This is a genomic window from Embleya scabrispora DSM 41855, from assembly GCF_000372745.1.
GTDB lineage: Bacteria > Actinomycetota > Actinomycetes > Streptomycetales > Streptomycetaceae > Embleya > Embleya scabrispora.
In genome coordinates this window covers 251,960-265,755 of sequence record NZ_KB889561.1, presented here as the reverse complement: position 1 = coordinate 265,755, position 13,796 = coordinate 251,960, and the positions used below count along the sequence as shown (strand labels likewise).

Here is a 13,796-nt window from a genome sequence, read left to right as displayed (position 1 = left end):
CGATGCCACGCTCGGCGATCGCGGTCTCAGGCCGTCGCGGCGGCCAGGATCATCGGAATCGAGACGCAGAGCCGGTCGGTCGCGGCGCGCCGGCGCTGTTCGGCGGCCCGGAGCTCGGCCTCGGCCGCGCGGACCCGGCCGAAGTGGGCTGCGGGATCGACCCCGGGAGGTCAGTAGGCGCGGGCGACCACGGCGATGTTGCCCGGTTGGTCGTCGGTTTCGGGCACCGAGCCGTCCGCGGCGATCAGGCAGCGGACGGACACGCCCTGCTCGGCGAGCCTTGCCTCACCCTCCGGGCCGAGCGTGGCCCACGGGATGCGGGCCCAGCCGGTGCTCGCGGCCTCGGCGGCCTCCTCGATCGTGGTCACCTCGACCTCGCGGCCCGTGCGGCGCTCACGGGCCTGGGTCAGCAGCAGTGCCTGGTCGTCCGCCAGCACGGCGGGCACGAGTTCGGCCAGTCCGGCGATCGTCACCGGGTCCTTGCTTCCCGCGACGCGGCGCACCAGCACGGCGGTACCGTTCGCCAGGTCCCGGGGTCCGACCTCGATCCGTACCGGCACTCCCTTGAGCTCCCAGTCGATCGCACGGCGGCCGAACGGCGTGTCCGTGCGGTCGTCGACGTGGACGCGGATGCCGGTCGCCTTCAGCCGATCACCGATCGCGCGGACCTCGGCCAGAACCGCGTCGTCGCTCTTCACGGCGACGACCACCACCTGAATCGGCGCCAGACGCGGCGGGACGCGCAGACCGTCGTCGTCGCCGTGCATCATCACCAGCGCGCCGATCATGCGTGTGGTGGAGCCCCACGACGTCTGCCAGACGTACTCCTGGCGACCGTCCTTCGACAGGTAGCGCGTGTCGAAGGCTTTGGCGAAGTTCTGGCCGAGCTCGTGACTGGTGCCCAATTGCAGGGCCTTGCCGTCGCCCATCATGCCTTCGAGGGTGAGCGTGTTGATCGCGCCGGCGAAGCGCTCCCGGGCCGTCTTGCGCCCCGGCACGACGTCCATGGCGAGGACGTTCTCCATGAACTCGGCGTATACGTCCCGGTGGATGCGCGCGGCATAGTCCCGGGCGTCCTCGTACGTGGCGTGCGCGGTGTGGCCCTCCTGCCACAGGAATTCCGTCGTCCGCAGGAACACGCGCGGGCGCAGCTCCCAACGCACCACGTTGGCCCACTGGTTGATGAGCAGGGGCAGATCGCGATAACTCTGCACCCATTTGGCGAAGTACTCGTTGACGATCGTCTCGGAGGTGGGGCGGATGACGACCGGCTCGTCCAGCTCCTTGCCGCCGCCGTGCGTGACGACGGCGAGCTCGGGGGCGAAACCCTCGACGTGCTCGGCCTCCTTCGTCAGGTACGACTGCGGGATCAGGAGCGGAAAGTACGCGTTCGACGCGCCGGCCTGCTTGATCCGGGCGTCCATCTCCTGCTGCATGCGCTCCCACAGGCTGTACCCGTACGGTCGGATGACCATGGTGCCGCGCACCGGACCGTTGTCGGCCAACTCGGCCTTGCCGATCAGGTCTTGGTACCAGCGGGGAAAGTCGTCCGCACGGGGGGTGAGAACAGGAGCCTTGGGCATGGTGCGGATGGTAGGACGCGGGCCGGTCCGGGCGCCAATCGATATCTCCCGCTACGCCGGATCCCCCGCTGCGCCGGATCCCGCACGGGGCCGGATCTCCTCCCGCGCCGGTCGGCGAACGGATGCAGGTCCCGGGCGCGAGCGAGGCCCGGTACCCGAAGGTGCCGGGCCGCGCACACGCCTTGGTTCAGCGGGGGTTCGTCGGGGCGATGCTGCCGAGGCTGCCGGGGTAGAGGTACTTGTCCTCCGGGACGGTGGTGCCGCGTACCCAGGCGTCGAAGAACCCGGTGAGGTCCGGCCGGGCGGAGACCTTCCTCGTGAGTTCTTCGAACTGCGGCCACGAGGCGTTGCCGTAGCGGTGCTCCTGCTGCCACTGCCGAAGCGTTCCGAAGAAGGCGTCGTCCCCGATGGTCCGCCGCAGGGCGTGCATCATCATCGACCCCTTGAAGTACAGGGCCTGATCCAACTCCTTGCCGGGGCCCGGGTCGTAGAGCCGCACGCTCCAGAATGCCGGGTTGCGCCCGCTCTCCTCGATCATGCTGCGGTAGAAGCCGGTGTCGAGGTCGGCGCCGCCCTTCTCGTCCCACAGCTGGCCGGCGTACTGGGCGACGCACTCCGCGAGGCAACCGTCACGCCAGTCCGTGAACGAGACGCTGTTGCCGAACCACTGATGGGTGTACTCGTGCACCAGCGAGGAGTCGAACACCGGCCCGATGTAGGTCGGACGACTCTGCGTCTCGAGCGCGCCGGGACCGCCCGGCGCACCGGGTTCACCGTTGACGGCGATGAAGCCGGCCGAGGAGAACGGGTACGGGCCGAACTTGGCGGCCAGGAAGTCGATGATCTCCGGCAGCAGCGCCTCCGTGCCGGGGTCGATCGGGATGCCGGGGCTGTAGGCGTTGATCACCGGGGTGCCGTCGGCCAGTTTCGAGGTGCGCACCGTGAACTTGTCGATGGCGATGGTGCTGAGGTAGGTGGCCAGCGGCCTGTCCTCGTACCAGCGGTGGGTCTTCCAGCCCTTGGCGGAGGAAGTGGTGGGCCCGGGGCGGCCGTTGCCGACCACGGTCCAGGCTTCGGGGACCGTCGCGGTGAGCCGGAAGGTGGCCTTGTCGGACGGGTGGTCGTTGGCCGGGTACCACGCGGTGGCGGAGTGCGGCTCGCCGGTCACATTCGCCGCGCCGTCGGCGAGCCGATGCCAGCTCTTGCCGACGGGTCTGCCGGAGTAGCGGACCCGGACGGCGAACCTCGCGCCCTTGGCGATGCGACGGGCCGGGGTGATGACCAACTCGTGGGCGCCGCTGCGGGAGAAGCTCTTCGCGGGCGTGCCGTCGATGGTGACCGAGCCGACCTCGAAGCCCTCCAGGTCCAGGTCGAAGCGGTCGAGTCGGGCGGTGGCCGTGGCGGTCACCGTGGTGTCGCCGGTCAGGTGGTCCGGGCGAGCCGGGTCGTAGGCCACGCGGACGTCGTAGTCGGCGACGTCGTAGCCGGAGTTCCCGTCGTCGGGGAAGTACGGATCTCCCACGCCGGATCCGCCGGCACCGGCGCCGGCGGCCGAGGAGGGCACGGCGGTCAGCAGCATGCTGCCTGCCAGGATGCCCACCAGTGCAAAATGGCGGTGCCGTCTCGTTGTGCTGCGCATCTGTCCTGTTCCTGCCCGTGATGGCGGTGGTGGCCGTGGTCGATGTTCAGCCGGTGGCGAGTTGCCAGGTCACGCCGAGGACGGCGTTGGCGCTGGTGGTCTCGGTCCCGGGGTCCACGTTGTCGACGCGGTCGCAGGCGTCGTGGTAGCAGTCGTCGAGGCCGGTGGTGAAGCCGGACACCGGGATCCCGGCCGCGCCGAAGGACACGTGGTCCGAGCCGCCGATGCCGATGTCGAAGGTGGGCAGGCCCCTGGCCGCGAAGTACGCCTCGAACGCGTCCGTGGCCCGTGGTTCGTCGTGGACGACGAACCACTGCCGCACGTCCTTGGTGCCGGTCATGTCGAAGTTGAGGTAGACGTCGATCTTCTCGCGCTCGGCGGCGGACAGTTCGGCCACGTAGTCCTTGGAGCCGATCAGGCCCTGCTCCTCCGCACCCCACCAGGCGAATCGCATGTGGCGCTTCGGTACGACGCCGGCCCGCGACATCGCGACGGCGGAGGCGAGCACGGCGGCCGCGCCGGAGCCGTTGTCGTTCATGCCGGGCCCCGCCGCGACGCTGTCGAGGTGGGCGCCGACGAGCACGACATGCTCGGGGTCGCCTCCCCGCCAGTCCGCGATGAGGTTGTACCCGAGCACGCCGTTGTAGGTGAAGGGCCGCAGGCTCGTGCGGAAGCCGGCCCGGTCCAGCACCCGCTTCACATAGGTCAGCGACTGCCGGAAACCCTGGGTGCCGTGGGCGCGGTTGCCTCCGTTGCGGTCCGCGATCTCCTGCAGGGCCCGCAGATGCGGCATGACCTGCTCCGCGGTGACGACGGGCACCTGCGCCGTCCTGGGCGCCGCGGGCTCGGCCTGTGCCGCGGCGGGCACGGCGACCAGGGCCACACACAGGCCGACCACCGCGACCGTGCGCCGAATCCGACCGGGTATCTCCATACGGGACTCGCTCCTTGAGGGAAGAGGCGGGATGTTCCGGCGAGCAGCCGGAACCCCACAATCCCCGGAAGATGTCAGGGAGTTGTCAGAAACCCGTGGCCGTGCGGTGTGAAGGAGTGCCTCCGTCGTCGAGGTACATCCGGGCGAAATGTCGTACGGGCCGTCGAGTTACTACCACGTCGGCGAAAGCGCTCTGGACGAGACCCCCGCCACGAGCGTGAACGTGGGGCTGCCGGGCGAGTTCACCCGGGCCGCGTTCGAGGTCGCGGAATACCTGACGGAACCCACGCCCGAGTCCCTACTCGGCGAGGAGATGGAAACCGGCGGACTGCCGACCCTGGCGGGCCCGGCCCGGGCACCGGCCGATCCGATCGACGGACCGTCGGGGGACGGACGAACTGCCGCCCGCACCGGCCCAGGCGATGGACTTCTTCCGATCCGGCATCGACGAGCGCTCGCTCCGCGAGTGGGTGGCGACGCCGTCGCCGCGTCGCCGGCCGGCCGGCGGCTTCTTCCCGTCGCCGCCGCCCGCACCGCACCGGGCACCGGACGACGAGGCGACCGTCGTACTGCCGGCGGACGAGCCGGTGCGCCGGTTCCGCCCGGCGCCAACCTCTCCGACGGGGGCGGGCACCTTCGAGTGCGGGTGATGCCCTACGCTGCGCTTCCATGTCGATCTTCAAGCGGTTTCGTCGGTCGGGGCGCGACGAGACCCCCGCGGGCCCGGCCTTCGTCGAGGACTGCGCCATGCTGGACCTCGAAGTGGCCGCCGCCCGGGACTTCGTCGTGCGGACCGGGCGATTCGAGCCCGCGGCGCAGCTGCTCGAACAGATCGCATCGAACTGGGATCGACGCTCCCTCTGCGTGCAGACCCTCGCCGAGAGCGTCCTGAAGAATCCCGCGTGGTTCGTGGCCTGGAAGCACGCGCAGCCCGATTCGGCCGACCGGCTCGTGATCGAGGCGCAGGTCGCGGTGAACGCGGCCTGGGAGGCGCGCGGCAGCGGGTGGGCACGCGACACCAGCTCCGAGGCGTTCGCCGAGTTCGCCCGAATCCTCGAACACGCGGAGCGCGCCTGCCTGCTCGCGTGCGAGGCCGCCCCGCAGGACCCGACGCCGTGGATCACCCGGCTGTGGGTGACCATCGGCCGTGGGGCCCCGCGGGAGGTGTTCGAGGCCCGCTGGTCCGAGCTGCTCGCCCGGGACCCGCACAGCCGGTTCGGTCACAACAGCGCCCTCCAGTACCTCGCCGCCAAGTGGTACGGCTCGCACGAGGAGATGTACGCGTTCGCCCGCAAGGCCGCGGCCGAGGCGCCGGCCGGATCGCCGCTGGCACTCCTGGTGTTGCAGGCGCACGTCGAGTACCAATTGCGCGAGGACGACCGTGACCCCGATTTCGACATCGACGAGTTCTGGTCGCACCCGGAGCGTCAGGCCGACCTCGACGCTGCCCTCGCGACGTATCCCAAGGACGGCGACGGCCGCAATCCCACCTGGCTGCACGACCTCAGCATCTTGACCTTCTCCCTCGCGATGTCGGACCGATGGATCGATCTCGCGGTTCAGTTCGCGGCCGCCAACAACAGCGTCTACGAATACCCCTGGTACCACACGAGCCGTGGCTTCCTCGCCGAAGCCTTCCGCAAGTCGCAGGACGCACTGGCTCCCTATCGCGACTGAAGCCACGCGCGTGCGGACGGTCCGATCAATCACCGAGTCGGTCGACCGCGCCCGATGCGCCGCCTTCGGTTGCGCGTGGTGCCGATTTCGGTGGCGCCGGGACGCGTTCGAGGATGCCGTCGGCGAAGACGTCGTACAGGGGTAGCGACGTCAGGTGGACGTAGCCGATGTGGCAGTCGCAGGCCCGTGCGGGGCAGGGCGGCGCCGGGGCGAGCGCGGCACGGAACGAGCCGTCGTAGAGGTTGCCCAGCACCTCGGGCACGAAATGGCAACGGCGTACCGTGCCCTCGCCGTCGACGCTGATCACGGTGTCGCCCGTGCGGCACGGTACGCCACGGGACGGATGCGGATGCCGGCTGAAGCCGAAGTGCGGGTCCAGCGCGGTCCATTCGGCGGCCGCCGCATCGGTGTACGAGTGACCCTCGGCGGCGTTGATCCACAGGTACACGTCGGCCGGGAGGTCGGCCCGCAGACGCCGTGCGGCGAAGAGGTGTTCGGGCAGCCCGACCACACCGACGCTGAAGCGTACGCCGCGTGCGTGCAGGTCGCGGCAACGGTCCAGAAATCGCGCGTAGGGGACCTGGTCGGGGTGGTAGGTGGCCCACAGCGCCAGGCGGGTGCGATCCGCCGCCTCGGTCCACCGGGGATGCGCGCTCAGGTTGGTCTGGATGGCCACGCGCTCGACGTGCGGGAGCCGGCTCAACTCGGCGAGCGTACGGCGGTACCAACCGCGCACGAGGCCCTCGCCCCACGGGGTGAACAGGAGCGACACACGGTCCGGAGCGTGCGTCACCCAATCCGCGAAGCGGGCCAACGCCGCGCGGTCGGCCCGCAGTTGCTCGGGCGTATCGCGGCGCTTGGCGAACGGACAGTAGCCGCAGTCGTAGTCGCACGAGGCGAGCGGACCCCGGTACAGGATCGTCAACGGGTCGGCGCACGCGCGCGGTTGGGCCAGGGGCAGCGCCGTGCCGACGAGACGTCGGGTCACCGCGGGCGGTATCCGTGCATCAGGGCGGCGGTCTCGGGCGAGAACAACGCCGGGCCGATCGCGTCGGACCAGGCCAGGCCCTCCTCGGTCAGGCGTACACCCGTCTCGGAGACGGTCAACAGGCCGGCCCGGGCCGGCCGCGCGAGTTCGGCGGCGAAGTCGGCGGCGGCGTCGGTGCCGAAAGCCGCCCGGTAGTCGGCCGCGGCCAGGCCGTCGGCCTGGAGCAGCGAGGTGAGCAGGTACCGCCTGCGTCGCTCGCCCGCATCGAGCCGATAGCCGACGCGGGCGCGGGTGAAGGCTTCCTGATCGAGCGTCACATAGTCGTCGATGATCGCCCGCACCTCGCCGATCCCGACCGCGTACTCGAACGAGTAGTGCAGGTCGGAGGTGTACGAACGGGCGCCGCAGCCGAGCCCGATCATGCCGTCGCGCTGGCAGCGGTAGCCGCTCTCCCCGCCTACAGCGCCGCCGGCGTAGGTCGGCGCGTCCGCCCGGCGGAACATGCGCATCGACACCTGCTCGTAGCCGGCTTCGCGCAGCCGGTCGCGGCCCGCGCGGTAGAGCGCGAGGCGGTCGGTGTCCCAATCGGCCCGCGTGACGGCGCGCCGGCCGAGGCCGGTGAGCGGACGCACGTACAACGGGTAGAGGTACAACTCCTCCGGCTCCCACGCGAGCGCCGCGTCGATGGAGGCCAGCCAATCGGCCCGGGTCTGGCCGTCGATGCCGTAGATCAGGTCGATGTTGAGGATCGGCAGCGCCGCGTCCCGGATCGCCGTGAGCGCGGCCTCCACGTCGGCGCGGCGCTGCGGGCGCCCCACCGCGCGGGCCTCGGCGTCGTCGAACGACTGTACGCCGATGCTGACCCGGGTCGTCCCACGCGCGGCCAACACCTTCAGGCGCTCGGGCGTCGCCGTCGCGGGGGAGGTCTCGACGGACGTCGCGATCGCGCCGAGGTCCGCACCCATCACCTCCGTGGCGATGTCGAACAGCCGCTCCAGTTCGGGTGCGTCGAGGTAGGTGGGCGTCCCGCCACCCACCGCCGCGATCGCGAAACGTGCGTCGGGTATCGCCTCGCGCACGGCCCGCGCCTGACGTTCGAGCGCGTCCAGGTAGCGCCCGACCAGTTCCTGCGGCGCACCCGTGCGGGTGAACAGGTTGCAAAAGCCGCAGCGCATCTCACAAAACGGTATGTGCAGGTAGAGAAACAACGCCGACAGGTCCCGGCCCCGCCACACCTGGCTCAGCGCGGGCTCCGGGTCGAGCGGGCGGTACGCGGTCTTGTGCGGATACGAGTAGACGTATCCCGCGTACGGCGACCCGAGCAGGTCCGCCACCGCCGACGGCGGGGACGCGGGATCGGTGGTGCCGGGCGACCCCATGGGCGATGACCTCCGACGACGTGACCGGGTGGTGCGCAAGGCGCGCGATGTCCCGACCCTATGCGCGCGAGCCGACACGGCAGCCGACCGGGTCCCCGAGTCGCGAACCGGCGCCGCCGCGCCGGGTGCCCTCGTGTGCCGCCGTTCGCGCCGCCCGCGACGTCACCAGTCGCCCGGGTACAGCGTGAACTGCGCGTACGGCACGCTCCACACCACCTCGTGCCCGATGCGGTGCCCCGTGTAGCCGTCCTCCCCGTACGCCGTGCCGTGGTCGGACGTCACGACGACGAAGCACGGACGACGGCTGCTCATCGCCCGGAAGAGCCGGCCCAGATGCCGGTCCACGTACTCCAGCGCCGCCGCGTGCGTCTCGCGCGTATCGCCCTCGGCGGCCGTCGCGCCGGGCAGGTGGAACCAGTTCGGCTGGTGCAGCGCCGCCACGTTGACCAACAGGAAGAGCCGCCGGTCGAAGTCCACGGCGGCGACGACGCGTTCCGCGCACGCGACCTGGGTCTCGAACGACGTGGGCGAGGTGACGCCCGACTCGGGGCTCCAGTGGCTCTCCGCGAACAGCCCGGGCAGGACCGAGCCCAGCGCGCCCTGCTTGTTGAAGAAGCCCACGCCGCCGATGCAGGCCGTGTGATAGCCCGCCCGCGCCAGCCCCGAAGGCAGGTCGGGTTCGTCGAACACCCACGTGCGCGGCGCAGTGGACTCGCTGCCGCCGAAGCGCGCCGCGAACAGACGCGGATGCGGGCCGGGAGCCTGCGGGGTGGGCAGGAAGCCGGCGAGGAACGCGGTGTGTGCGGCGTACGTGAAGCTGCCCGGGGTGTGCCTGGCCTCCCAGCGTCCTTTGGGCAACACGCGTGCGAGATTGGGCAGTCGACCGGCAGCCGCGAGTTCCGCGGCCACGTCGTACCGCAACGTGTCGAGCGTGACCATGAGCAGGTCGTGGCGGCCGACGACCTCGTTCATGTCGGGGTCGTGGCCGTCGTCCCGGGAGTGCGCCGGAACAGGTGTGGTCAGGTCGGACACGGCAGTTGGTCCTCGTCTGGTGCTTCCCGTCCCGCCGGACGTGATGTCCCGGGCGGGCGCCATCCCTCGACCAGGGCCCGGACCTGCTCCCCCCACGTGTCCCGGCCCCGATGCAGCACGCCCGGCAGCAGATCACCGAACGCGTTGACCTCGCCGACCGCGTGCCGGCGCCGGTCGACCGAGAACAGCAGGTCGACGCCGACGTGCAGCGTACGGGGAAAACATCCGGCCGCGCGAACACATGTCGCCATGGCCTCGTCCCAGCCTGTGGACCCCACGGCGCGGCGCACGACGTCGACGTCGACGCGGGCGTTGCCCAGGTGAAGGTTGGTCATCGGGGAACGGCTGCCGCGCGCGACGACGTGAGTGGCGCGGCCCGCGACGACCAGGACGCGCAGGTCGACGGCGAGCCCGTCCAGAGTGAGTTTGGGCAGCCAGGTCTCGACGTGCACGCCGTCCGCGCACAGCGTGTCGACCAGGGCCGCGACATCCGCCTCGGTGCGATATCTGCGCACCCGCAGCGAGTTGAACAGTGTGACGCCCGGCCCGGTGCGGACCAGTTCGGCGGACGTGGTGGCCTGCACCCGCGCACCCGAGGTCTCCAGGGCCAACACTCCGGAGGCCGACGAGCCGTGGGCGGGCTTGACGAAGACGCGCGGGTGGCGGCTGCCGCGCATCACATCGCGCAGTTCGGCGTACGAGCGCACCGCGACGCCGCGCCCGTCGGTGCCCAACCCGGGCGGAACGGGGACACCCGCGTCGCGCAGCCGCTCGTGCGCGCGTGGCTTGTCGAACATGACCGCGATCTCGTCGGGATCGTTGACGAGCCACGCGCCGGGAGTCGAGGCTACGGCGCACCGCACCCGCTCCAGCGCACGACGAAAAGCCGCGTGGCGGACCGCCCCGCCCTCCACGCGGTGCGGGTCCGCGGGGCCGCCGAGCAGGGCGTGCACGGCGGGATCCTCGCCGGGTGAGTCGATCCGAACCGGTCCGGCGGCGACGGCGAGCCGGGTGCCGCGCAGTACGTCCTGCCAGGGGACGACATTCGGGGCCGGCAACCCGGCGGCCCGCGCCGCCGCCGCGAATCCCACGAGGCGCCGGTGTCCGGGGTTTGCGACGACGGTGATCGTGGTGGGGGCAGGCGCACGGTTGTTCCGGTGCCGGTCGAGAGCCGTGCCGGATGGACCCGGACTCATTCGGCGACCTCTACGTATCGGTCGTCGTCGTCGCGCCAATCCGGGAGCTGTTCGGGGCGGGAGATCTCCACCGCCACGCCGGACGCCCGCAGTGTCGTGCGCAGGCGCTCGGCCACGGGGTCGCTCAGGAAGTGGTGGCGGATCGTCAGCTTGCGGAGCCGACCCAGGGGTTGGCCCTGCAGGAGAGCCTCGGCGCCTTCGTCGCCCAGGGTTCCCATCGACAGGTCGAGGGATTCCAGTCGGGCCGTGACCGGGGCGTTCGCGATCGCGGCGGCGATCTCGTCCTGGATCTCGCTGTTCATCAGGCCCAGGTGGCGCAGCCGGGGCACTCGGGTGCCGGACAGCAGGTCGGCGAGGTCGTCGATGCCGGCATCGCCGCCGTAGTCCGAGACGCCGAGCCACAGTTCGAGCTCTTCGAGTGCCGGGAGGTCGCTCGTGCCGACGGCGCGCACGATCCGGGCCGACAGGCCGCCGCTCTCGAAACGGAGGCGGCGCAGGTGCTCGTGACGCACGGCGGTCAGGGCGGGGGCGCCGTCGAAGCTGGGGTCCTCGAGGGTGTTCTCGCCACCGCGGATCACCAGTTCTTCCAGGAACGGGAAGGCTTCGAGGATTCCGGTGCACGGGCCGACGCCGATCCAGGAGACCTCCGATTCCTCCTGCACCACGTCCCCGAGGAAGAGGTGGCGCAGCGCCGGGAAGCGGCCCGCGTCGCGGATCAGCCGTTCGATCAGCGGATTTTCCTCGGACATGTCGATGGTCCAGGCGCCGACGATCAGGGCGGTGACCCGAGTGGTGTCGACGTTGGCGAGGAAGTATTCGTAGAGATCGGTGATTTCCGGGTCGTCCGCCCAGTGGCGGTGGCGCAGCCGCCACGCGACGGCGTCCGCGGGGTGCTCGCCGGGAGCGATTCCGTACGGCGGTGTGGGGGCGTCGCGGAGGGCTTGCTCGGGTTGTTTCCCGGGCACGGCCGAGGCTTCCTCCGAGTCCGGCGGTCGCAGGTCGGCGACGGGCAACCCGCCGAAGTCTTCGAGGTAGTCGTAGATGGACATGTCGGTGGGTCACCTTCGTGGGTCGGGCCGGGAACGGGGCGGCGCGGGCTGGTCGGGCGATGGGGAGCGCGTCGGCGGCGCTGCTTCGGCGTGACGTCTACTCGGCCACCTCGACGTAGCGCCGGATCTCGCCGTCCCCGCAGTCGTCGGGCTCCTCGTCGTCGAGGTCCGAACGCACGCCGGACGGCTCGTCGCGCAGGCGCTGTTGCCAGGTCGGCCCGATGTAGTGGTGGCGCAGATTGAGGTGCGCGAGGTGGGTGAACGATCCACCGGACAACACCCGCAACGCCCACGCGGCGTCACGCGCCCGAGGGAGTGCGTGCGGGGGCTGGTCGCCGCGTGCGGTGTCGGCCCGGCCGGCCGCGGCCTGCGGGAGCCGGTTCGGTTCGGCGACGGGCAGGCCGCCGAAGTGCGTTGCGTGACCGTGCATGCGCATCGTGAGGATGTTTCCTTCGCGGCACTGGGTGCGCGGGCGCGGCCGATGCGGCTGACGGTGCGTTGCCGCGGATGGGTCGAGCGCGTGCGGATCGGAGGGCGTACCGGTCTTGACTACCAGAGCCCACCGACGCCCCTCCCGGAGGGGCGCACCCGCTCGGCGACCACGCTCCGGTCGCCGTGTGGCCGGAGCGGCGATGAGCGGGGCGATGGCCGCGGCGGGTGTCCGGACGGCGCCGAATTCCGGGCGGTTCCCGGGGGTACGTCGGTTCGACCTCCGCGGTGTTGTCGGGCGGCCTCGGCGTAGACTGCGCGGCCGAGTCGGAATGGTCCTGGAGGAGTTTGTGAAGTCCCGCTCGTTGGCGGTGTTCGACCTGGACGGCACGGTGGCCGACACCCGTCATCGGCTGCATTTCGTCGAGTCGCGTCCACATGACTGGGAGGCGTTCTTCGCGGCCGCGGCGCAGGACGCGCCGTTGGCGGAGGGCGTCGCGCTCGCGCGGGCCAGTGTCGGGGTACACGAGGTGGTGTATGTGACCGGCCGCCCGGAGCGCTGCCGCCGCGACACCCTGGCCTGGCTGGACCGGCACGGTCTGCCGCCCGGCCGCCTGCTGATGCGCCGTGACCGGGACCGTCGTCCGGCCCGCGTCGCCAAACCCGAGTTGCTGCGCAAGCTCGCGCGGGGGCGGACCGTTGCCATGGTCGTCGACGACGATGTCCAGGTCTGCCGGGCGTACGAGGCCGCGGGCTTCCCGGTGGTGCGGGCAGACTGGATGCCCGCCTCACCGGCCCTGGAGCAGGCCCAAAACCGCGTGGGTCGCACCTGAGCCCGATGTGCGACCCGGTGCGCCCGGCCGCCCGAGCCCGCGAAGGACGAGCGGGGTGCGCGCCCGGACATCGGCCTCCACGGGCGGGATCGTCGGTGCGCCCTGTTCGGCTCGATGCCTCACTCGCGCTCGGGCAGCGGCGGGTCCGGATTGTGGCGCAGTGCGTCCAGGACGGCGCGCACCGCGGCGCGAGGTGGTGGGCCGCGGCGGATCGCCGCCGTGATCGTGCGCGTCACGGGGGTCGCGAGTTCCCTGGTGGCGACCCGGTACCGGTGGTCGACCGCCAGGCCGGGCAGCAGTGCGATGGACAGTCCTGCCTCGACGTGTTGCAGGGTCATCATGTAGTTGCTGAACCGGCAGACCACCCGCGGCTCGAACCGTGCCCGGCGGCACAGCCGTAGCGCGAGATTCGCCATGTACGACTGTGGCACGTCGAACGCCCACGACTCGTCGGCGCAGGCCGCCAGGTCCACGGCGCCGCGTCCGGCCGCGGGGTGCTCGGGCGGAACCACCAGCACGATCGGGTCCGTGGTCAACGGCACGAGGTCGAGGTCGGGCCCCAACGGCAGTTCGTCGAAGTCCGTGGTCGTGATGATGATGTCCGCGTCGCCGACTCGCAGCGCGGGCATGCTCTCGTGCGGCTCCAGCTCCAGCAACTCGACGTCAAGCTGCGGATGTTCGCGCGCCAGACGGGTCACCGCTGGCACGGCCATGCTGTGGATCGCGCTCTGGAAGGCCCCCAACCGCACCAGTCCGGCGGGTTCCTCGCCGAACCCGCGCAGTTCCTCCTCGACGCCGTCCATGTGGTCGAGGATCGCCCGCGCCCGCCGCGCCAGGATCAGCCCGGCCGAGGTCAGGCGCACCCGGCGTCCGGTTCGTTCCAGGAGCCGGGTGCGTGTCTCGGCCTCGAGTACGGCGAGCTGCTGGGACACGCTGGAGGGGCTCAGGTTGGTGGCCTGGGCGACCGCTCGGATGGTGCCCAGCGTGTCGAGCCGGCTCAGCAGCCGCAGCCGCCAGGGATTCATCATGCTCCCATTGTTGTGCGGTTTTGCCGAAC

The 13,796-nt window shown here is 71.3% G+C and carries 12 protein-coding genes; 2 read left to right on the top strand and 10 right to left on the bottom strand.

Annotated features, from left to right (window positions below):
• Positions 1–170: 170 nt before the first annotated feature.
• The 3 genes from proS to A3IC_RS0101070 all read right to left on the bottom strand — a co-directional run bounded on the left by proS (position 171) and on the right by A3IC_RS0101070 (position 4,156).
• On the bottom strand, positions 171–1,583 hold the full coding sequence (gene proS, locus A3IC_RS0101080; protein ID WP_020548207.1) for a proline--tRNA ligase: 1,413 nt from the start codon (positions 1,581–1,583) through the stop codon (positions 171–173).
• Positions 1,584–1,770: 187 nt separating this feature from the next.
• Entirely contained in the window at positions 1,771–3,183 is a 1,413-nt protein-coding gene (locus A3IC_RS0101075) for a M1 family metallopeptidase (protein ID WP_020548206.1), read from the bottom strand.
• A gap of 85 nt (positions 3,184–3,268) precedes the next feature.
• Positions 3,269–4,156 (bottom strand): M20/M25/M40 family metallo-hydrolase, encoded by an 888-nt coding sequence (locus A3IC_RS0101070; RefSeq protein WP_020548205.1) that lies wholly within the window; start codon positions 4,154–4,156, stop codon positions 3,269–3,271.
• A gap of 669 nt (positions 4,157–4,825) precedes the next feature.
• On the opposite strand from A3IC_RS0101070, the gene A3IC_RS61650 reads away from it, so the two are divergent.
• Positions 4,826–5,833 carry a DUF4034 domain-containing protein gene (locus A3IC_RS61650; RefSeq protein WP_020548203.1) on the top strand — a complete coding sequence of 336 codons (1,008 nt, stop codon included), beginning with the start codon at positions 4,826–4,828 and terminating at the stop codon, positions 5,831–5,833.
• Between the two features lie 25 nt (positions 5,834–5,858).
• Here A3IC_RS61650 and A3IC_RS0101055 read toward each other — a convergent pair whose 3' ends face one another.
• The 6 genes from A3IC_RS0101055 to A3IC_RS51855 form a co-directional block, all read right to left on the bottom strand.
• Positions 5,859–6,788 carry an STM4011 family radical SAM protein gene (locus A3IC_RS0101055; protein WP_026217739.1) on the bottom strand — a complete coding sequence of 310 codons (930 nt, stop codon included), beginning with the start codon at positions 6,786–6,788 and terminating at the stop codon, positions 5,859–5,861.
• Between the two features lie 29 nt (positions 6,789–6,817).
• Positions 6,818–8,200, bottom strand: coding sequence for an STM4012 family radical SAM protein (locus A3IC_RS0101050; protein ID WP_020548201.1), 1,383 nt, complete (start codon positions 8,198–8,200; stop codon positions 6,818–6,820).
• A 162-nt stretch (positions 8,201–8,362) separates the two neighbouring features.
• A complete protein-coding gene (locus A3IC_RS0101045; RefSeq protein ID WP_026217737.1) occupies positions 8,363–9,172 on the bottom strand; it encodes an STM4013/SEN3800 family hydrolase in 810 nt (269 codons plus the stop codon).
• A gap of 47 nt (positions 9,173–9,219) precedes the next feature.
• Complete coding sequence (locus tag A3IC_RS0101040; RefSeq protein WP_020548199.1) at positions 9,220–10,428, bottom strand: STM4014 family protein; 1,209 nt, start codon at positions 10,426–10,428, stop codon at positions 9,220–9,222.
• Positions 10,425–11,477 carry an STM4015 family protein gene (locus A3IC_RS0101035; protein WP_020548198.1) on the bottom strand — a complete coding sequence of 351 codons (1,053 nt, stop codon included), beginning with the start codon at positions 11,475–11,477 and terminating at the stop codon, positions 10,425–10,427. Before A3IC_RS0101035 ends, A3IC_RS0101040 begins: the two co-directional genes overlap by 4 nt.
• A gap of 97 nt (positions 11,478–11,574) precedes the next feature.
• Positions 11,575–11,913 carry a hypothetical protein gene (locus A3IC_RS51855; RefSeq protein WP_040875936.1) on the bottom strand — a complete coding sequence of 113 codons (339 nt, stop codon included), beginning with the start codon at positions 11,911–11,913 and terminating at the stop codon, positions 11,575–11,577.
• Between the two features lie 325 nt (positions 11,914–12,238).
• Between A3IC_RS51855 and A3IC_RS0101025 the strand changes: the two genes are divergently transcribed.
• Complete coding sequence (locus A3IC_RS0101025) at positions 12,239–12,739, top strand: phosphatase domain-containing protein (RefSeq protein ID WP_020548196.1); 501 nt, start codon at positions 12,239–12,241, stop codon at positions 12,737–12,739.
• 119 nt (positions 12,740–12,858) lie between these two features.
• On the opposite strand, the gene A3IC_RS0101020 is transcribed toward A3IC_RS0101025, so the two are convergent.
• On the bottom strand, positions 12,859–13,767 hold the full coding sequence (locus A3IC_RS0101020) for a LysR family transcriptional regulator (RefSeq protein ID WP_020548195.1): 909 nt from the start codon (positions 13,765–13,767) through the stop codon (positions 12,859–12,861).
• Positions 13,768–13,796 lie beyond the last annotated feature (29 nt).

Bases quoted from the DNA above. Each gene is read 5' to 3' on its own strand.
- A3IC_RS0101020 (WP_020548195.1), bottom strand. From the start codon at position 13,767: ATGATGAATCCCTGGCGGCTGCGGCTGCTGAGCCGGCTCGACACGCTG.
- A3IC_RS51855 (WP_040875936.1), bottom strand. From the start codon at position 11,913: ATGCGCATGCACGGTCACGCAACGCACTTCGGCGGCCTGCCCGTCGCC.
- A3IC_RS0101070 (WP_020548205.1), bottom strand. From the start codon at position 4,156: ATGGAGATACCCGGTCGGATTCGGCGCACGGTCGCGGTGGTCGGCCTG.
- A3IC_RS61650 (WP_020548203.1), top strand. From the start codon at position 4,826: ATGTCGATCTTCAAGCGGTTTCGTCGGTCGGGGCGCGACGAGACCCCC.
- A3IC_RS0101045 (WP_026217737.1), bottom strand. From the start codon at position 9,172: ATGAACGAGGTCGTCGGCCGCCACGACCTGCTCATGGTCACGCTCGAC.
- A3IC_RS0101035 (WP_020548198.1), bottom strand. From the start codon at position 11,477: ATGTCCATCTACGACTACCTCGAAGACTTCGGCGGGTTGCCCGTCGCC.
- A3IC_RS0101025 (WP_020548196.1), top strand. From the start codon at position 12,239: ATGGTCCTGGAGGAGTTTGTGAAGTCCCGCTCGTTGGCGGTGTTCGAC.
- A3IC_RS0101040 (WP_020548199.1), bottom strand. From the start codon at position 10,428: ATGAGTCCGGGTCCATCCGGCACGGCTCTCGACCGGCACCGGAACAAC.
- A3IC_RS0101050 (WP_020548201.1), bottom strand. From the start codon at position 8,200: ATGGGGTCGCCCGGCACCACCGATCCCGCGTCCCCGCCGTCGGCGGTG.
- proS (WP_020548207.1), bottom strand. From the start codon at position 1,583: ATGCCCAAGGCTCCTGTTCTCACCCCCCGTGCGGACGACTTTCCCCGC.